Annotated in this window: 12 protein-coding genes; 1 reads left to right on the forward strand and 11 read right to left on the reverse strand. The window is 40.2% G+C overall.

Annotated elements, in window-relative coordinates:
* Nucleotides 1-315: 315 nt before the first annotated feature.
* The 9 genes from H9565_RS11380 to galB all read right to left on the reverse strand — a co-directional run bounded on the left by H9565_RS11380 (nt 316) and on the right by galB (nt 15,880).
* A complete protein-coding gene (locus H9565_RS11380) occupies nt 316-2,805 on the reverse strand; it encodes a hypothetical protein (protein WP_215439718.1) in 2,490 nt (829 codons plus the stop codon).
* Between the two features lie 47 nt (nt 2,806-2,852).
* Entirely contained in the window at nt 2,853-4,373 is a 1,521-nt protein-coding gene (locus H9565_RS11385; protein WP_215439719.1) for an alpha-L-fucosidase, read from the reverse strand.
* Nucleotides 4,374-4,670: 297 nt separating this feature from the next.
* Nucleotides 4,671-5,933, reverse strand: a complete 1,263-nt coding sequence (locus H9565_RS11390; RefSeq protein ID WP_215439720.1) for a glycoside hydrolase family 117 protein — start codon at nt 5,931-5,933, stop codon at nt 4,671-4,673.
* Nucleotides 5,934-6,067: 134 nt separating this feature from the next.
* Nucleotides 6,068-7,333: a LamG domain-containing protein gene (locus H9565_RS11395; RefSeq protein ID WP_215439721.1), complete on the reverse strand. Its 1,266-nt coding sequence runs from the start codon at nt 7,331-7,333 to the stop codon at nt 6,068-6,070.
* Between the two features lie 49 nt (nt 7,334-7,382).
* On the reverse strand, nt 7,383-8,999 hold the full coding sequence (locus H9565_RS11400) for a sulfatase-like hydrolase/transferase (protein WP_246560545.1): 1,617 nt from the start codon (nt 8,997-8,999) through the stop codon (nt 7,383-7,385).
* A gap of 35 nt (nt 9,000-9,034) precedes the next feature.
* A complete protein-coding gene (locus H9565_RS11405; RefSeq protein ID WP_215439722.1) occupies nt 9,035-10,603 on the reverse strand; it encodes a sulfatase-like hydrolase/transferase in 1,569 nt (522 codons plus the stop codon).
* A 4-nt stretch (nt 10,604-10,607) separates the two neighbouring features.
* Nucleotides 10,608-11,996 (reverse strand): glycoside hydrolase family 28 protein, encoded by a 1,389-nt coding sequence (locus tag H9565_RS11410; RefSeq protein WP_215439723.1) that lies wholly within the window; start codon nt 11,994-11,996, stop codon nt 10,608-10,610.
* A 1-nt stretch (nt 11,997) separates the two neighbouring features.
* Nucleotides 11,998-13,401 (reverse strand): glycoside hydrolase family 28 protein, encoded by a 1,404-nt coding sequence (locus tag H9565_RS11415; RefSeq protein ID WP_215439724.1) that lies wholly within the window; start codon nt 13,399-13,401, stop codon nt 11,998-12,000.
* 4 nt (nt 13,402-13,405) lie between these two features.
* On the reverse strand, nt 13,406-15,880 hold the full coding sequence (gene galB, locus H9565_RS11420; RefSeq protein WP_215439725.1) for a beta-galactosidase GalB: 2,475 nt from the start codon (nt 15,878-15,880) through the stop codon (nt 13,406-13,408).
* Between the two features lie 365 nt (nt 15,881-16,245).
* Here galB and H9565_RS11425 point away from each other — a divergent pair, with 365 nt between their 5' ends.
* A complete protein-coding gene (locus H9565_RS11425; RefSeq protein WP_215439726.1) occupies nt 16,246-17,802 on the forward strand; it encodes an alpha-L-fucosidase in 1,557 nt (518 codons plus the stop codon).
* 213 nt (nt 17,803-18,015) lie between these two features.
* Here the strand turns inward: H9565_RS11425 and H9565_RS11430 are convergent, their stop codons facing one another.
* Both H9565_RS11430 and H9565_RS11435 read right to left on the reverse strand, forming a co-directional pair.
* The gene (locus H9565_RS11430; protein WP_215439727.1) at nt 18,016-19,533 is read right to left on the reverse strand and encodes a sulfatase-like hydrolase/transferase; all 1,518 of its coding nucleotides are present in this window, start codon (nt 19,531-19,533) and stop codon (nt 18,016-18,018) included.
* 146 nt (nt 19,534-19,679) lie between these two features.
* A complete protein-coding gene (locus H9565_RS11435) occupies nt 19,680-20,120 on the reverse strand; it encodes a helix-turn-helix domain-containing protein (protein WP_215439728.1) in 441 nt (146 codons plus the stop codon).

Here is a 20,120-nt window from a genome sequence, read left to right on the forward strand (position 1 = left end):
GTTTTTTGGTACTTAAATCCTGCTTGACGTAAAATTAACCATAGCATTATGTTGAGTTTGATACAAATGGTCAGATGCCTATATCAAATGTACTTTTTGATGATTTCTAATTTTCTAAATCGATATGACACAGCAATTGGTTTTGAGAATTTTTTAAAATTATTTAAAACCGTTTCTAAATGTATCTTTTATCCATATTGAAAAGGGATATCTAGTACTAGAAAAGTGTTGTTTCTCTATTATTGGATAGCTCTACATAGTTTCTTGCATTTTCTTTACACGATTTTCTTAACTGGGTTTATGAATTGCGTTTTTTTAATGTCTTGATTGTTCGCTTGCAGAAATTTTGGAATACGCTATTATTAGCCCACCCTCTTTTGTTTTCCCAAGGAGTTTTCCGGCAAAATTGATAGCTGTAATTCCGTTTCCAGTGCCGTCAAATTCAACTATCAGGTCTTTTCCCTTTTTCTTAGCTTTAATAACTTTTGAACCTTTTCCAAAATCGACTTCCTCAGAAGCGCCGAATCTTAAAGAGGTAAGGTCGATATCGTTTTGCGCGTCAAAACCTGCTTCTGAAAGTATTAGAATTTTAATCTTTTTTGTGGTTGAATCTACCTTCCTTTTATTCAGCATCTTAATGCGTTTATGCACAGTAAGGGGAACAATGATGTTTTTTGAACTGTGTTTGTCCTTAGCCAGATCATCTGCTTTTGGGACATCTATCACAGCAAGGGAAAGATGGGTGGCCCTGCCGTATTCATCTTGTAATATATGCGGGCGCTCTAGTTTGTGCCAATGGGTTCGCGTACCGTCTTCATAGGAAGTATTGTCCGGTGTGTAGGCCGTACCGGGATTGAATTTCCAATGGATGCCATCGTGTGAACGTAGATAAATTGCCCGATAATCCCAGAATGCATTGATCATCATATGATACTGTACGTCATCTTTCCAAAGTACGGGGTCTTCGTAATTGCTGTTTCTATATTTTTCAGGGATAATAGGGTTGTATCTGATCTGGTCGGTCAGCACGGTATAGGGGCCAAGCGGGTCGTCCGTGGCACTGCGCATCATTTCCCCGGCCTTTGTTACAAATAGAAACCGACCATCTTCTAATTGAACTCCCGAAAGATTGCGATAATAACGATATGACAGTTTTTCGTCTTCATTAGTGCTTTTCCAATCAACGGTCATGGTTCCCAAACGTTTCCATGGGCCGTTCATGGTTTTAGAGGTGAACAAGGTAGCTTCCCAGTCTACGAGGGAGTAGAGCATATATGTGCCGTCGTTCAATAGGATAATATCGGGATTATGGCCCAATCCGTTTTGAAAACCATAGGCCGTATCTTTTTTTACCTTGTAGGGTCCTGTTGGGGTTTCGGAGACTACATGGGCCACTGTTGAGTTGGGCCATTCCCAATGGCCTTTGGTTGCATTTGCCGGCCATCGGGTAACCAATATATGGTATTTTTGGTCTTGGTCTTTTACCGGTCTGCCGCCCCAATAGCTCCACTCGGGATCTTCTATACCGTTATCGGGGTCACGGGGCAAAACGCCTTCCGCTCCCCAAAGATCGGTTCGCAATTGCTTATGGATGGGCATGGGTAAGATAAGGTCGCTAAACGAAGTGCCGGATACCGCTTTTACTTTGGCCCTTGCCAGTTGTGAGGCCTTACTCTTATTTCCTGAATGATCGTGGGCGAAGACCACATACGAGTTATAGTCTTCTTTTTTCGGGGTAAAATCAACATATTGGGTGCTTGTAAGGTCATGGGCGATCTGGCGAAGATGATTTCCATTGGCATCCCCTCTATACACCGAGTAACTGGCCACATCAACATCGATACTTTTGTTCCACTCCAGTTTAATTTCGGTTTCAAGGGCCTCAATTTTTAGTGTAGAAGGAGGGGCAGGGGCTTCATGGTCTATTTTTTTAAGCAGCACTTTGTTCGATCCTGCCGATTCTGAAGTGTTGAGGCGGGTTACAACATAGCTATATGCCATACCGTTGATAAGGTTTGTATCGGTAAAACTTAGATCCGCGGTCGTGGTCAGTTTGTTGTAGGCGTCGCTTTTTCCTTTGTTTCTGTAAACCGAAAACTTGCTGTCTGAATTCGCTTTTTTATCCGTCCAATCCAAACGGATACCGTCGGCCACTATTTTTCCCGAAAGGCTAGGACCTTCTTTTTCGGGAGCTTTTACGCTAAGGTTGACATAATCTAGAAAAACTTTTACATCCTCACTGGAATAAAATACGACCCGAACACGGGGAGGTCCAGCCACTACATCCTCTTGGGTTAGGGTATAGGTGCCTGAAAAATGTTCTATGGTTTTGTCCATACCTATGAGTTTTACTTTTTCGGCCAAGATGCGCTTCTGTTCACCAAAAAACAGATGTAAGGAAAGTGAACCTTTACTTATGTATTCCAAATCGGCCCCAAGGCTCCAGTTCAATTCATCGCCCACTTTTAGGTCTTGATACTCAGTGGTCGTGTTCAAAGGCTTGGAATCGATATAGGCATAATCGAAAGAACTAAAATAGCGACCGGTGAAAAGGCCCATTGAGTGGCCTTCTTTTTGTGGTTCGTTGGAGGGTGTCCAGAATGGGGATTGTAATCCGAGGCGCCAAGAACCGGCCTGTATCATATTAAAATCACCATCGTTTACATTGGGGTAGGGGGCGTTGCCCCCAAGGAGAACACTTTGTGCCGATAAACTCAAGTGGCAAAAAAGAAGCAATACAATTGATAGAAAAGTATATGCAGGGGTACTTTTTTCTTTTTTCCGATAGTGATTTAGATGTCTCATTTTCTGTATTACTATATTAGTGTTCTATTACTTTTGAGCGAGAAAATTTAACGGCGCTCAATTTTTAGCACATAGGCAAAATTGCAGGGTTTTTGTTTCGGAAATTGAACAACAAGGCCTTCCACTTTCTGTTCCCATTTGATGCTTTCACTGCTTCCCAACATTGAAATATTTTTGATGTCTCCGGGATAGAGTTTCCCCTTGCTGCCTAATGTTCTAATGGTAATTTGTTCCCCTGGCCATTCCATACAGATAGCGTACAAATTTTTTCCGTTTTGGGTAAACCGAATATCTTCTGAAGTGTATTTCGGAATCAATTCCCCGTGGTTTTTTCCTTGTCCGTGATGGCCGGGATTGGTTACTTCCGTAGGTCCTTCGCCATAAAATATCCAGGGCATGGTGTTGTAGATGGCTTCTCCATTTATTTTCAACCAATCACCCATGGCATATAGTTCCTTTTTGGTTTCCTCTGGAAAACTACCATCTGCTTTTGGGGGTACGTTTAGAAGCATTCTACCATTCTTACTGGTCATGTCTATCAACATATCGATTAATGTGCCGGCATCCTTTACCTTGTTCACAGGGTTATAAAACCATGTACTGGGCCATTCAAAGTGGCGTTGCATATTGATGTCGGCCATCCATGGGTCATATTGCATTCCCAATAGGTTTCCGTCTTCAATATCACGAATACCTATTCCTGGTGGAATATCATGGGTTTTATAAAATACTTCTACTTCTTTCCCTAATTTTAGCCCCTTGTTAAAATAATCACTGATCAATTTTTGCTGATAACTTTCGGGTACACTGATCAGTTCATTATCACCTTCCGGTAACAGGCGGCCACGGTCTGTGTACTTTTTTAATTCGCCTTTTACGGTTCCTCCAAATCCAGTATCAAACCAAATCATATCTGGTTCGTGTTTGTCAATAGCTTCAGAAATACGATCAAACCAAGCTTTAAAAATAACTTCTGCTATTCGGCCTTCATTGGCCGTAGCGTACTTTGAATTATCCTCATGGGGATTGAGGTAAGTAGGGTCGTCTTTGGATAACCGGCCCCACATACGGCTCCAAAAATCACCCGTATGAAAAGAGGATATTATAGGCATATTGCGTTTGCGGAGTTCTTTTGCCAGGCTTCCGTATATGTCTACTTTAGGTCCTTTGTTTATGGAATTCCAATCGGTTATATCGCTATCCCAATTTACGACCCCGCTACCGTGCCATGCTACGGGTCCGCCAAATTGGGCGCCTGCATCTTGCATCAAATCGACCCATTTTTTAGCATCGAATTTTTCACCTTTCCAAGCTTCAATAGCTTCAAGAACGGTCATTTCTGGGTTGTTGGAGGCTACTTGTACGGTTTGCGGTCCCCAATGAAAATAGATTCCGAATTTCATTCCGTACAACCAATCTGGTGTGTTGTGTTTTTGCAATGAGGACCATTCTGCTTCGTAGGACAAAGCTGATAGTTCACTTTTATTGTTTGAGTTTTGGGCAAAACTTATTGCGGTTGTCACGAGGAAAACATGGCAGAAAGCAAAAAGAGTTTTAAAGTTTTTCATTTTGATTATTTTTTGTTCTTATTTGACCTATCCGTAGGTATTGCCGTTTAAATAGCTAATAAATCAACTGTCTGTCCACACTTTGCGAAACTTTATTTTCTTTATGGATAACACTGCGTTATTTGATAGAAAGGGGGATTTCTGCATATTCGATGAGGGTACTGCTAAAAAAGAAAAAGTTCAGGTTTTTATTTGGAATAGTATTGACAGCGACTTATACACATTGGTACATATAATAATACGTTTAGTCTATTTATGGGATTACTACTTTTTTAGCTGACTGTTTCAATTCTAATTCTAGTTTTCGTTCAGCTTTTTAGTAGCGTTCATGGCACGTTCTCGCTGTTTGGCATTGAGTCCATGCTCTAACAAATACTCGAACTTTGGAGTATTGTGGTGGCGTTTCATTTGTTGGTCATCAACATCTAAACTTAGGTCGCAATCAAAACGAACTAGAACCACATGATTCTTTTTCCAGTCGCCCGTAGGGTTGGCAAAATGTGAAATCCCCCAAGTAATTCCACGACCATATTTAGTATCTGTAAAGGCATCAGCAATAAAAGGACCACCGGCATCTGGCATCATTTCTACCATGGCGGCAATCTCAAAATTTACCCAATCTTCCGCATATTGTATGGTGTTCATTTCGTTACCGTCTCTAATTGCAAAAGCGGCTACCCCTTTTTTGAAAGGAAATAGAGTTGTCTCATGTCCTGAACTCATTACCGGGTTCAGTGGGTGTTTTTCAAAAGGACCTAAAGGGTCATCTGCAATGGCAAGTCCATGCATGCGCACATTACCTTTGGTTTTCGTTTTACCAAAATCGGATTTATAATACAGGTATATTTTTCCGTTATGAACTATAGGGTAGGGGTCATGAATAGAAAATTGGTCCCAAGAACCAGGAGCTCCGTTAGGTATAACTTCTTTGTTTAAAGGAGTCCAAGGACCATCAGGAGAATTGGCATAAGATACGGCAACGGGACAATTATCTCCACCACTTTTTCCCGGAGCTTCAGAAAACGCTTGATAATATAAATAGTATTTGCCTTTCCACTTTAAGATATCTGTAGTAGTAACGGAACGCCAGCCTACTTGAGGTTTGGGAGGTCTAGGAACGGCAACACCTTGCTCTTCCCATGTAAATCCATCTTTGGAGGTAGCGTAGAATATATCTGCCAAATCCCAATCTGCAGAGGGAATAGTATCATTGGATTCCTCTACCCTTGGAATCCCTACCGGGGCCACAGGGGTTTCTCGGTGGGTGTACCAAATATAATATTTACCATTTTCAAAAATTACTTTTGAGGGGTCTCTTCGTGATATGGTGCCATCATTACCATGATAATCAAAACCTTTAAGTTCTGTATATTTAAATTGGGTGTACAATTCGTTGGATTCGGGACGAGCCCCTAAGTAGTTATCATAGTTCCGTTCTAAAGCGGCACTCAAAGGTCTGTTGGGTTTCTCTTCTGGCAACTCATAAGGAAATGCCTTTTCTTGGGCTTGGGCCATTGCAAAAGTGCTCAAACTTAATGCTAGTAAAATATACTGTTTCATAATATTGTTTTGGTATAAGTTGATGGATTAAATGTTTATATAGTTGAATGGATTAGTCTATGTTTTTTTATGAATCAACTAGTTTACACTTATTTCTTTTGGCTATATTGAAATCTGCATAAGACAAAGTCTATTTATTTTATCAAGTTGATGTACAGGGCATTTTGGTCTAGAATACTTTTGTTATCACCATCTATAGGGGCAATGTTGGCCGTTAGCTTATAAGATGCTTCGGTAGATAGTTTATCTTCTGTGTGGACCACAGCCGTAATATTGGCATATCCCGCGTAAGCGATAAACTTGGATTCCGCTACTTTTTCGCCATCGTTATCAAACAATTTTAATTCTATTTCACGGTCTTGATTAGCTTTATAGGTAAGGGGTATCTCTATAGAAGTAGATTGCTTTTGGGCAATAATGGGGCTATCAAATGATATATTTTCGTTGTAAAGTTTTAGGTTGTTTCTTTCTTGGGAGTTGGAATCATTGGCATCTACCAGTTTATAGGCTCTAACCCAATCATAGTACACTGTGTTTTTGCTTGGGTCGTTCAATTCTTGGGCAGTAGGAATTTCTATCCACGGAAAAGGGTAGGTTTCACTCACTAAACGCATGTACATAGGTTGATCAAAAGGCTTATATTTTACCTTGTCATAAAACTTCTGGTGTTTGGGTGCCCGGTCATTGTAGTAGTAGCTGGCCGTACTTTCATTTTGCCACCAGCCACCGTAGATATTAAAATCTTGCGAGGTAAGTCTTTCATCTTCAAATTTTACTTGCGGGGCTCGGTAGTCATGTTTTTCACCATCACAGTCCGTATACCAGAAATGTGAATTGGAGTGCATACCACTGGCAAAGTAACTTCCATTAAAATCACCTTCACGACCAATAGATTCATGAATATCCCACTCCAAACCGTATTTATCACAATCGTTAGGTCCTTTAAAATTGTTGCTGCTCGAAAACCAGAATGTTGTAGACATGGTAGTAGCTGCGGCCTTTACACGGCATTCATAATACCCGAATTTTGTAGATTTTTTTGAAACCACAGCGGCCCCTCCAATATTAAAAGTAATATCTCTACCGTAGGCATGAACTATGGTATCCTTCTCAAGCTTTTTACTCGTCATTTTAAGAAAACCGTCTCCTACGGAAACCTGTGAGGCCATAAAAAGACCGGGTGGCCTACCTATCCAAGTAGGGTGGTGGTCATACCATTTTGTGGTGTCCAACTCTGTACCATTAAATTCATCTGAAAAGTCAGGATTTAAGACCCAACGTTTGCCCATAGGAGGTTTTGGTGGTCCTTGGCGAGTTTCTTCTTTGGTTTCGGGCATTTCTTGAGCAAATAAACTGCCGCTTACAAGTAAAAAAAATGCAATGGTCTGTTTCAAAATCATTTTATTTCGTTTCTGTTATTTTTTAAGAGCGAAAGCTAGATGCTCACCCTTATTTTGATTTTTTTAGTGGTTCAATTTTTCCTATGCCGTTTTCAGGTGCGTCATGGGCCGTTTCATGCAAATTAAACTGGGGAATGGTTTGAAATAGTTGGTCACGTTCCGCTCTATGGGCTGGTGAGACTTGGCTCCAATCCTTGATTTTAGGAAAGCTAATAAGGTCATCTGGTGTTTTGCTTACATCGTACCACACATCGTTGCCATCTTTTAGTACAAGATTTCCTCTTACTATTTGGGTTTCTTTGTGATAGCCATATATCCAATCTCTATGCGTTGGTTTATCCGTAGTCAGGAAAGGCATTAAACTTTCGCCATTAATTTCGTAACTATCGGGAATTTCTACATTGGCAATATCTGCAATGGTAGGAAGCATGTCTGACATGTTGACGAGTACATCCTGCATTCCTTTTTTGGTAAGGTTCATTCCCGGAGCGTAAATGATAAACGGCACGTGGGTACCTTTTTGCGAAATTGGACTGGATTTTCCATAACCACTGGTGCCATTATCCGCACAGAAGATAAAAATGGTGTTGTTCTCAATACCAAGTTCCTTTAACTTATTCATATATTGCCATACCTGATAATCTAAATAGTTTATATGATGGTGAATACCGCTATCGGTAACCGTGGCATGGGTGTCATAAATTCCATTGTTGCCGGTAACGTTAGGTGGTGTGCGCGAATATGCCTTTCCGTTCCAAGAAATTTTAGGGGTTCCGGGCCATTTGTTTCCGGAGTCAGGGTTCAGGAAGTCCCAAGCGTCATGACCTAAGTGACTGGTATGGTACACGAAGAAAGGTTCTTTTTCTTCTTGCTTTCTTTCCATGAAATCAAAAATAAAATCCAGTTCTACATCTGGGCCAAAAGTGTTCAATCCAAATTCTTTCTTTGATTTTTTAGTGTTGGGCCACCAAACCAATTTTTTGTTGGTACCCGGATAGTTCATAAGTTGAACATGAGGTTTCCAATACCAACCGGACTGTACGTAGCTTTTTTTGTGGATTTCTTTATTGGTATCGGCATTAAAAATCTTCTTCTTTCCGTTTATTTTTCTAGTTTCCAAACGGAAATCCGTAGTGTGTATAGCTTTGTTATAAGAACCTTCACCAGGGGTAAAACACCCTTCATCAAACTGAAATTCTTCTATATCCATTTGTGTTTTTCCGGCCCAAAATGTAGCATAACCACCCGCTTTGGCCACATGGGCAATGGAGTGGGGCGAACTATCATATAAGTTCCAAACGCCTTTGCCGTTTGGAGCCTTACCTTTATCGCTATTATGCCACCATTTATGCAAATGCGCGTATCTGCCTGTCATCATCATGGCTCTACTTGGTCCGCAAACTGTGGCTGCCCAAGCGGTTTTTACGTATAAACCTTCTTCCGCTAGTTGATTCAATACGGGCGTTTTGCCCCTGTATTGCATGTCCGAACTGTTACCTCCCTTTGGTGGACTCCAAACTGTAGAGCCGTAAATGGGAAGTTCCCGAGCGCTAATATCATCGGCATATAAAAGAATGATATTGGGTTTGTCCTGAGCTACTCCTAAAGCGGACATCATTAGGCACCCTAACACAACCCATAAGATTTTATGATTTATAATTTTCATGCTCAGTTTTGAATTTGTTCTTAAGTGTCCTGGATTTAATAAAATTCCCAAAATCCGTATTTCTCTCCTTCAATATTTTCTTTAGTATCACCCAATTCTTTCGCTTTTTCTTTCATTTCCTTGCGCATGGTCTTTACTTGATCGGCATATTGGGGAAAGAAGGAAAGATCATACACCTCCCAAGGGTCGTTTTTTATATTGAACAATTGGGTAACGCGGGATCCTTTTACGGTTTCCCCGCTCTTTTTATCATAATTGTTGGCACGTACGTATTCAATGAGTTTATAATCCCCTTTTCTATAAGCTCTTTGGAATTGCCTGTAAGCGTGGTAAGTGTAATCCCTAACGCTGCTCTTTTCCTTATTGATAACCGGTAATAGACTTTTACCGGTAACAGAACTAGGTGCATCAACACCAATGAAATCCAGTATCGTTGGGAAAATATCAAAATTATAAGCTAACGCCTCTCTTTTACTGTCCTTGTCTTTTATGAGATTGCCCGAAAAAACAAATGGAATATGAACCCCATCTTCATCATATATATTCTGTTTTCCCATTAAACCATGATTGCCAACTGCCAGACCACTATCTCCAGCAAAAACAATTAACGTATTTTCATAAGCGCCGCTTTCTTTTAATGACGCAATGACTTTACCTATTTGAGCATCTAAATGCGTAATAATAGCGTAGTAATCAGAAAGTTGTTCTTTGGCCACTTCCGGTGTTCGGGGCCATACGGCCAATTCTTCATCCCTTAAAAACATATGTCCATTATCAAAAGGATGTTGTTCCATATAGGATGGGGGAAGGATAATATCCTCAATGGGGTACATGTCTTTATATTTCTGTGGCGCCTGTCTTGGGTCATGAGGTGCATGAAACGCTAAATACAAAAAGAAAGGGTCTTTCTTTTTGTAATCCTTAATATACTCCGAAGCACTTTCAGCATAGATTTCGGACGTATGTGGACCATCTTTTTCTGTGGCAGAAGGGCCTCTTTTATCTTCTTTGGTTACCGATCTACGAACCACTTTTCCGTCCTTGTCATACACTAATATATACCCGTCTTCCTTTTTATAATCACCATCTTTTTTCCAGTCCCAAGAAGGCATACGAAAGTGATCTACCAAATAAATACCTCTGGACATTATACGGTCTCCTGAATCAAAAGAGCGAGCCAAAGCAGTATTGTCTTGGTGCCATTTGCCCACAATATGGGTGTTGTAGTTTTGGGCCTGTAAGGCTTCACCTATGGTTTTGTGTTCGGGCGGAATAGTGTGTCCTTGTCCTTGTAATTCAAATACATTTCTGCCTGTTAATAACATGGCCCTACTTGGAACGCAAGTAGCACCGGAAAAAGCACCCATTAAATATCCGTTGGAAAATGAAATGCCATCAGCAACCAAAGCGTCCATATTTGGTGTTTTTACCTGCATGCCACCCAAAGCATGTACCCCGGAAAAGCGGTGGTCATCTGTGTAAATAACGAGTACATTAGGCCGGTCTTTCTTTTTGGTTTTGCTTTTTTGAGCGCTTGCGGGAAGACCTAACAGTATACAAAAAGCGATTAAAATGTAATGGGAAAATGGATTTCTAAAATTCATAATGTTATTCTGATTTATTTGAATGGGTATCCACTAAAATTTGAGATTCTCTCTTATCGTCACCGTTCAAGGAAAACACAATACCGTCCGTATGTAAGCTATCTATGTGCCTTCCATAAATCCCATAGGCTGGAAGAATATTAAAAAAACTGAACTCAGGATAGCGGTCTATATCTTCTTCAACCTTAGCGGTAGTGTGCTGTGCAGTTCCTCCTCCAGGAAGCTCCAGTTTTATATTTTCTAAAGTTATTTTACCAACTTTATGATTTGGGGTTCCCGTAATTAATATGCCTGAAGGCGGATTTACCCTAGAGCTATCCAGGGTCCGCGCACTGCCTTTTACATTTTTGATGAGTACATCGGTAATAGAACCAACCTCTCGTTTTTCGGCATTGCGGTAGGTGCGTAGGCGTTCCCCTAGGCGAATGAAAATAGGCATATCTACTCGATCCATCTGAATACCGTCTATAGTTACATCGTGAATATTGGCCCCGTCTACACTTAAGATCTTTATACCGCCACCTTTGGTATCATAAATCTGGCAGTTTTTAATATCAATATTGTACATATCTCCCATAGACTCCGTGCCGAACTTAATCGAACCCCAGTCACTTCTGAGCTTACAATCGCTAACTTGTACGTTATAGGTAGGTTTTGGACTCGTAGTTTTAATGCAAATGGCATCATCTCCTGTGTTGATGTCGCAATTTTTAATAACTGCATCGTAGCTGGAATCCAAATCAATTCCATCATTGTTCTTGTGGGCGTGACTGTAAATAGAAACTTTATCCACCAAAATATCATTGGACTGATAGAAATGACACGTCCATGCGGCCGGCTGTCGTAAATGAATATCCTGCACCCTTATCTGAGAAGAGTTTACGAACCGCAGAAGAAAAGGTCTATTTGTACCAAAATCTTTAGTTTCAGTAATGTTCAATTCCTTAATTTTTGCCTTTATATTTTTCGATAGAAAAGCTTCTCCGTTCCCATCAATAGTTCCTTTTCCGGTTACGGCAATGTTTTTGGCGTTTTTTGCACCAATAAGACAATTACCACGTTGTTGCCCAGTGGCATCTTGAAACGTATCGATACTTTGATAATCCAGCGGATTTGAACTTCCAATTAATTTTGCATCTTCAGCTATATGCAGGGTTACATTGTCTTTTAGGAGAAGTGTTCCTGAAATGTAATTGCCGCCTTCAATAGTAACAGTTCCTCCACCAGCAAGATTACAAGCATCTATGGCCTTCTGAATGCTTTTGGTATTTATGGTTTTGCCATCTCCTATGGCGCCATAATCAACAACGTTGTAATGGTCTGATTTTGAAGAGCAACTTACCAACAGAATAAAGGTAATTAAGAGGCTTGTATAATGTAGTTTGGCTTTCATTTTAGTTACTTTGGATTTGGTCTTTTGTGATGATTTTCCGGTTTAGGAAAACCCTGTTTATTTGGCTGTTTGTCACGTTTTTAAGAACAACAGGTGCCCTTTTGTCCTCATTTATAATCTTAATGCTGAAATTGTCTACCACCAAGCCATTTATGTGTCTTGCATAAAGTCCGGAAGCGGGTAGGGTACCTACTAAACTGAATTCTGGCCACCAGCCCTTAAGCACTTCTTGAGTGTATTCTTTTATCTCTGTTTTCTGGGCGTCTTCGGCCGTTCCTCCACCAGAAACTACAAATTGAACATCCTTAATGGTTACGTCTTCAATTTGATGCCCTGGAAACCCGGTTAAAAAGAAGGCCGAGTTTTTATCAAGCTTGGAATTGTCTACCACAATATTGCTAAAGCTAAAGTTGTGCATGCTTTTTAGTGGTTCTAACTGTCCTTTGGGTGTATCTACGGAAGCAATTTGTTGTGCGAATGTCATGAAAATAGGACGAGGTACGTTTTCCATTACCAAGTTACTGAAGACCATGTTCTTCATTTCGCCACCTTCACATTGCTGAATCTTAAGTCCCGAATCTTGAATATCCTTAAAAGTACAGTTGGTAACGGTAACCGATTCAATATTTCCACGGGATAAGAGACCAATACGCATTCCGCCCCATTTGGTGCTAAAGTGGCAATTGCTTACCGTTATGTTCTTGCACGGTTTGTCCGGTCTTGAGGCTTGCAGGCAAATACTATCGTCACTATTATCAAAATTACTATTGTTTACGCGCACATTTGTGCACCCGTCAAAATCCAACCCATCTCCGTTATTGTTTACGCGACTTATGATGTTAATTCCGCTTACAGAGATATTATCACAGTAGAGCCAAGCGGAAGTCCATGCCGCAGGATTGATCAAGGTAATATCATTAAGATGGATGTCCTTTACGTTCACAAACCTGATCATCATTGGTCTACCACCTTTTTGCTTCGTGAAATTTTCTTTGTGCCCGTTTCCATCAATAGTGCCATAACCTTCAATGGCAATGGAACGTGCATCTTTAGCAAAAATCAAGCAACGGTCCATATGCGGTTCGTTCTTGTACATATTTTTATGGGTATCAGTAGCATAATCTTCATAATTGAGGCTGCCAAGAAGCGTTGCTCCATTATCAACATGAAGGGTAACAAAATCCTTTAAGTAAATAGTACCCGTTACAACGGTTTTTCCTGCAGGAATCAAAACCCTTCCACCTCCATTTTTGGTGCAAGCATCTATAGCACTTTGTACAGCCTTTGTATCTAGTGTAATACCGTCTGCTTTAGCGCCATAATCCAGCACATTAAAATCTGTAGCCATTGCTTGTGTGATAAATAACAGGCAAAAGGCACAACAGAGTAATTGTGATATTTTCATTTGATTATTTTGATACGATTATAGTTTTAGAAGTTTCCAATCCGTTAGAAGTAGCTGAAACTGTTATGTTGCCAGCAGCTTCGGTAGATTTTATTACTAAAAGACATTTTCCGTTAAACGCTTTTATTTTAGTGTCTTGAAACGATTCTAGTGATGCCGAGTTTCCATTTCCCACTGCAGCAAGGATTCCGGGGCCTTCTACAGTAAACTGTACTTGGTTGTCCGCTAAAGGAACAAGGTTTCCATCCGCATCCGTAATATCAACTTTAATAAAAGAAAGGTCTTTACCATCTGCCGAAATTTGGGAACGGTCTGCCGTTAAGCGTATTTTAGATGCTTTCTTAGCAGTGTTGATTATCTTTTCGGCAACTGCTTTTCCATCTTTATAACCAATTACTCGTAAGCTTCCCGGTTGGAAAGGAACCTTCCAGCTTAATCTATATTTTGACGTGTACATACCTTTTTCAAACCCACGGAATTCAGCCGGAATATCAGTGGTATCAACTCCTTTTACTTTTCTGCCCAAAGATTTCCCGTTTACAATCAGTTCTACTTCATCACAATTGGTATAGGCAAATACGGGAATTTCTTCTCCTTCTTTTCCTTCCCAATTCCAGTGTGGCAATACATGAACCATAGGCTCTGTAGTCCACTGGCTTTGGTAGAGGTAATATCTGTCTTTTGGAAATCCGCATAAATCTACGGGAGCAAAATAGGAGGCGTGTACCGGCCAATCTGCGTTCCAATATCCATTGGTAGAATTATCGCGCCCACCGTAAGGGGTAGGTTCACCAAGGTAATCAAAGCCTGTCCACATAAATTCACCTAAAAAGGTAGGGTTTTCTGCCTGAACATCAAACTCAACATCAGGAGGATAGGCCCATGGTGGACCAACCGTTACATCATAACTAGAGACTTGGTGTGTTTCTTTTTGGTGTTCATAGGTAATAGGTAAGTGGTACGAACCTCGGCTACTGGTCTGCGATGAGGTTTCGGAACCGTAAACGATCATATCCGGATTTTCCCGTATAACTTCGCCATAATCAAAAGGCTTATAGTTTAGGCCTACAATATCTATCTGGTACGCTAATTTATTTTTGAACGCTCCCGGGTAGTTGTTAAAACCTGCTGTAGTTGGTCTGGTGTGATCTTCATCGTGACAGATATCGCTCAACATTTTGGCCACTTTCCAACCGTCCTTTTCCCGTTGCTCAATAATTTCGTTACCTATACTCCACATCACTACGGAAGGGTGGTTACGGTCTCTTTTGATCATATCCCTTAAATCACGCTCGTGCCATTCGTCAAAAAACTTATTATAGCCGTTAATGACTTTTGGAATTTTCCACTCGTCAAAAGCTTCGTCTAGGACAACAATACCCAGTTTATCACATATCTGGAGCATTTCTGGCGATGGTGGATTGTGGCTCGTACGCAAGGCATTTACGCCCATACTTTGCATAATTTGCATTTGGCGCTCCGTAGCTCTGTAATTTACCGCGGCACCCAAAGGTCCAAGGTCATGGTGCATACATACACCATTGAACTCTACAGGTTTTTCATTCAATAGAAACCCTTTTTTAGCATCAAAAGAAATACTTCTTATCCCTAAAGTACTATGGTACTCATCTATAACCGTATTCGCTTTTTTTACTTGAGTGACAACATCATATAAAAAAGGGTTCTCAATTCCCCATCGGTTGGGGTTGTTCACTACTATTTCATCTATAACAACTTTCGTCGAAGATTTTTCTAGCTTGATTTTTTGACTACTTGAAGCTACCACGTTATTTAGCCCGTCAATTATTTTTGTTTCTAAAGTAACCGAAGCTTTTTTGCCATTGGCATTCTTTACCGTGGTTTCAATTTTTACAGTCGCCTTTTCATTAGATACTTCTGGGGTTGTAATATAGGTGCCCCAAAGTGGAATGTGGACCGGGTTATTTATTTTTAAATAGGTGTTCCTATAGATACCCGCTCCGGAGTACCAACGGGATGCTAAATCTTCCGGGGCAACCCTTACGGCAATGACGTTGTCTTCCCCAAACTTAATGTACGGGGTTAAGTCCAGTTCAAAACCCATATAACCAAAAGGGCGCTCGCCAATATAGGTTCCGTTTATATAGACTTTACTATTGTTCATGACACCATCAAACAAGACAGCTATTTGCTGAGCTGCATATTTTTTGTCTATGGTAAAATGTTTGCGGTACCATGCCGTACCGTGTACGGGTAAACCTCCTGTACGAGCATTGTATTTTTTGTCAAAAGGACTTTCAATGGCCCAATCATGGGGCAAATTAAGTTTACGCCACTGCGCATCTTTAAATGTAGATTTTTCCGCTCCGGAGGGGTCTCCCTTTTGAAAAAGCCAGTTGCTATTAAAAGAAACATCGCCATTTGTGGCATTAGGATTTAATTGGCCAAAGGAGAAACAGAATTGTAATAAAAGGGTAAATAGTAAGCTTGTTCTCAACATTATTTTCACGTTAATATTTATTGTGGTGAAAGTCGAAAATAATTTCTAGGGAAAAGACCACGGACTGATGAAAAAATAGAACAGATGGTTTTTTTGGTTAGGGTTTGCTGGGCGCGTCTACATGTTAAGACATTACAGTACAACTTCCAAGATTTTTAGAAGATTGGGTGTTGTCAATATATTGTCAAGTTTTTTGCGGGCCTTAAACCTAATATGAGCTTGTAAATTCTCTAAGTTGACTTTAGTGAAATGTTCATTTGTTGTACCCTTTAGCACATTCGTGGCTCGGGGATGAGCGATAAAATTAGAATTTAGCTACCTCAAATAGGGCGAAACAAAATGGTATCGTCAATAACAACCACATTATGAATTTAAAACACCTAGCGGCACTTTCAGTCGCCATTGTCTGTATTGCTTCCTGTGGCAGTTCGGACAAAAAAAATCAAAAGGATACGGCGCAGCTCAGTACTACCGATACCATTAAAGTCTTTCAGCCTAATTGGGAGTCTATCAAGAAAAATTATAAAGACCCAAAATGGTTCAGCGATGATAAATTCGGGATTTTTATCCATTGGGGCGCCTATACGGTTCCTGCTTTTGGTTCCGAATGGTACCCAAGACGGATGTATATGGATACCGCAACTTTTTCCGCAACCCTAAAACCAGGAAAGAAAGGACCTAATGCAGCATATACACACCATAAAAAGACGTGGGGAGACCAAAAAGAATTTGGCTACAAAGATTTTATTCCCATGTTCAAGGCCGAAAAATTTGATGCTAAGGAATGGATAGACCTTTTCAAAAAATCAGGTGCTAGATATGTAGTTCCGGTAGCAGATCACCATGATGGTTTTGCTATGTACAAGTCAAATACAACCCGTTGGAACTCATTTGATATGGGTCCGAAAAGGGATGTTTTAGGTGAACTTTTTAAAGAAGGCCGCGAACAGGGTTTGAAAATGGGCGCTTCTTCCCACTTTGCCTTTAACTGGTCTTTTTATAATAAGAAGGATAAGTTTGATACGGTTGACCCGGAGTATGCCGATTTATATTCTAGTAAAGGAAAAGATTTAAAAGAACCGGTTTCCGAAAAATTTAAGGAGCGCTGGTGGAATAGAACAATTGATTTGGTAGATACGTACCAACCTGATATCCTTTATTTTGATTTCTATGTAGATATTGATGATTTTGCAGACTTAAGGCCTAAATTGGCAGCCTACTATTACAATAAAGGTCGTGAGTGGGGAAAAGAAGTTTTGATCAATGACAAGAATTTTGGTCATGAAGCTTTTCCGGAAGGCACGGTTATCTATGATTTGGAAAGAGGGAAACTTCCAGGTATTAGAAAACTGCCTTGGCAGACCGATACTTCAATAGGTAAAAATTCGTGGTCACATGTTACGAATTGGGATTCTAAAACGCCTAACCAACTGATAGACGATTTAGTGGATATCGTTTCTAAAAACGGAAACTTATTGTTGAACGTTGGTCCTAAAGCAGATGGAACTATTCCTGATGACCAAAAAGAGATTCTATTACAAATTGGTGATTGGCTTGCTGTTAACGGTGATGCTATCTACGATACCAGATATTGGAAAACTTTTGGAGAAGGTCCAACAGAGGTTAAAAAGGGGCATCATTCCGAAGGGAAAAACAAAGAGTTTACGGGTCAAGACATTAGGTTTACCCAAAAAGGGGATAAGTTGTACGCCATAATGTTGGCTTGGCCAAAGAACGGTAAGATTGATATAGAGTCTTTAGGAAGTGCAAATGCCTACGCCGAAGGTTTGGATATCAAAGCAGTGAAGCTATTGGGTAGTGATGCTAAAATAGATTTTGAGCAAACTAAGGAAGCACTTACCATTAAAGATTTAGGAAAAAAATCGGGTGAATACGCCCACGTGTTAGAGATATCTATTTAAGATTAAGCTCTACTTTAAGATTGTTTTTTTTGTGTTAGTTTTGAGTGCATCGATTGTTCATAGTCGATGCACTTTTTTTATGCCTCTAAGTTTCTTGTTTGCAGTTTAAGGAGTATTGCTTTTTAGTAGTTCACCTTTGATTATAACCATAAAAAAGGCCCGTTCATTGTAACGAACAGGCCAACTTTGCTTAGTACAAAGTGAATTTAAAATTTATTTTTCAGCTCTGTAGTTCTTTAGTACAGCACTAATATCTAGAGGGTCTTCCATATCTTTTTGTAATTGCATTAACTCGGAAAACATAGTATCTACTTTCTCTTTGAATTCAGGCTTGCCCGCCAAATCGTTCATTTCTTCTGGATCAGCTGTTAAGTCGTACAGCAATACAACGTCCATTTTAGGATATACGATCAGTTTATAGCCATCTTTACGTATCATACGCTGTAAGTCTATGTAACCATTATAAATAGCATCATAATGACTTTCTTTACGTTCTCCGTCTACAAGGTCTAAAACACTGTTAAAGAATACATATTCGGGTTTTTCAATGCTGGCCAATTCTAAGCTTGTTGCCATGGCATCTTGTAAATAGATATCGGCATCAACTTTTTGGTTTGCAGGAATTTTAGGCCCAACGATCATAAACGGAGCACGAACGCTATGGTCAAACTGACTTTGCTTTCCAAGAAGGCCATGTTTGCCCATTGACAAACCGTGATCTGCCGTAAAAATGATATAGGTGTTATCCATTTTACCAGTTTTCTCTAATCCATCTAGAATCTGCCCTATTTGAAAATCCAAATGAGAAATGAGCGCATAATACTCTTGTGTATGTTTTTTTACGGCATATTCAGTTCTGGGAAAAGGAGCTAGTGCTTCATCTCTGAGACTTGGGCCATTGCCCATTCCATCTTTATAAGGGTAGAGGGGAAGAAAACTTTTAGGAACGCTTATGTTTTCTATAGGGTATAGGTCTACAAACTCTTGTGGTGCCTGTCTAGGGTCATGTGGGGCGTTAAAGGCCAGATACATAAAAAAGGGCTTCTCGCTCGTTTTGGTCTGGTCTATGAACCCAAGGGCATCGTCTTTAAGTACTTCGCTCCAGTGTTTACCACCCTGCCAGAAACCACCGTACTTCATATCTGTAGGGGTCCAAAGTGTATCATTTTCATTTTGAGGTCTGTTATAACCTATAGGCATAATATCTTCCGGTTTTTTACCTTCTTCTTTTAAGGTTTTGAATTTGGCACCGGTATTTTCCGTGGCCCATGCATCGCCGGGCATACCTGGGCGAACGTGAACTACATTTTGAAAAACGTTTTGGGCTTTGGCATCTACGTGCCATTTTCCTGTCATATAGGTGTCATATCCTGCGCCTTCCATGAGTTTACCCCAAGTTTTGTCAAACTCCTTACCGTTACTCCAATTTTCGCGAAATTCGTTTACTTCCCAAAGCTTACGTCCGGAAATGATCATGGCTCTAGATGCTGCGCATATGGCACCGTTCCAACCTCCCATGTTAAAGGCATGGGTGAACGTAGTGCCTTTATGTACCAATTTATCTAGATTGGGAGTTTGAATTTCTTTGTTCCCTAACGCATTTATGGCCGAATAGGTCATATCATCGGCAAATATGAAAACTACGTTAGGTTTTGACGGTGTAACCTCTTTTTTCTCAGCTTTACAAGAGAACAGCAGCACTGAGATGAGGGCAAGTGTTAAATTTTTCAAAGGATTAAATTTTAAAAATGATTTATTGTACTTCGTTTATTTGGTCAGGGTGAAAATAAGGATTGAATCTTATTAAAATTACATTGGCCGAATTCTTTAGGATGAATTTATAGTATTTACACGGATATTAGGACGCATCTGTAGCCTCATTTTTTTTTGTTGATTTGACGAACGTACTCACTTGGTACCACTCCAAATTGCTTTTTAAAACATTTGGAGAAGTAGGAGGCCGTACTGAAACCTGTTTTGTACATAATTTCCTTTACGGAGAAGTTACTTTGGTCAAACAGCTGTACCGCACGCTTAAGACGAACGTTTCTGATGAACTCGCTGGAAGAAAGCCCGGTTATCTCTTTAAACTTAAGATACAGTGTACTGCGACTAAGGCCCATTTCCTTCACGAGCATTTCAACATTAAAATCGGTATTCATCATGTGTTTTTCCACGATTTCAATAGCTTGGCTAAGAAATATTTCATCCATTGAGGTTACTACCACTTCACTGGGTTGTACCGTTATTTTGCGGTTAAAACGTTTTCTTAAATGTTCGCGCCGTTTTATGATATTGGATAGTTTAAATTTGAGCAA

The organism is Zobellia russellii, assembly GCF_018728565.1.
Taxonomy (GTDB): domain Bacteria; phylum Bacteroidota; class Bacteroidia; order Flavobacteriales; family Flavobacteriaceae; genus Zobellia; species Zobellia russellii.

Coding starts and splice junctions, on each gene's coding strand:
- H9565_RS11380 (WP_215439718.1), bottom strand. CDS start 2,805: ATGAGACATCTAAATCACTATCGGAAAAAAGAAAAAAGTACCCCTGCA.
- H9565_RS11385 (WP_215439719.1), bottom strand. CDS start 4,373: ATGAAAAACTTTAAAACTCTTTTTGCTTTCTGCCATGTTTTCCTCGTG.
- H9565_RS11390 (WP_215439720.1), bottom strand. CDS start 5,933: ATGAAACAGTATATTTTACTAGCATTAAGTTTGAGCACTTTTGCAATG.
- H9565_RS11395 (WP_215439721.1), bottom strand. CDS start 7,333: ATGATTTTGAAACAGACCATTGCATTTTTTTTACTTGTAAGCGGCAGT.
- H9565_RS11400 (WP_246560545.1), bottom strand. CDS start 8,999: ATGAAAATTATAAATCATAAAATCTTATGGGTTGTGTTAGGGTGCCTA.
- H9565_RS11405 (WP_215439722.1), bottom strand. CDS start 10,603: ATGAATTTTAGAAATCCATTTTCCCATTACATTTTAATCGCTTTTTGT.
- H9565_RS11410 (WP_215439723.1), bottom strand. CDS start 11,996: ATGAAAGCCAAACTACATTATACAAGCCTCTTAATTACCTTTATTCTG.
- H9565_RS11415 (WP_215439724.1), bottom strand. CDS start 13,401: ATGAAAATATCACAATTACTCTGTTGTGCCTTTTGCCTGTTATTTATC.
- galB (WP_215439725.1), bottom strand. CDS start 15,880: ATGTTGAGAACAAGCTTACTATTTACCCTTTTATTACAATTCTGTTTC.
- H9565_RS11425 (WP_215439726.1), top strand. CDS start 16,246: ATGAATTTAAAACACCTAGCGGCACTTTCAGTCGCCATTGTCTGTATT.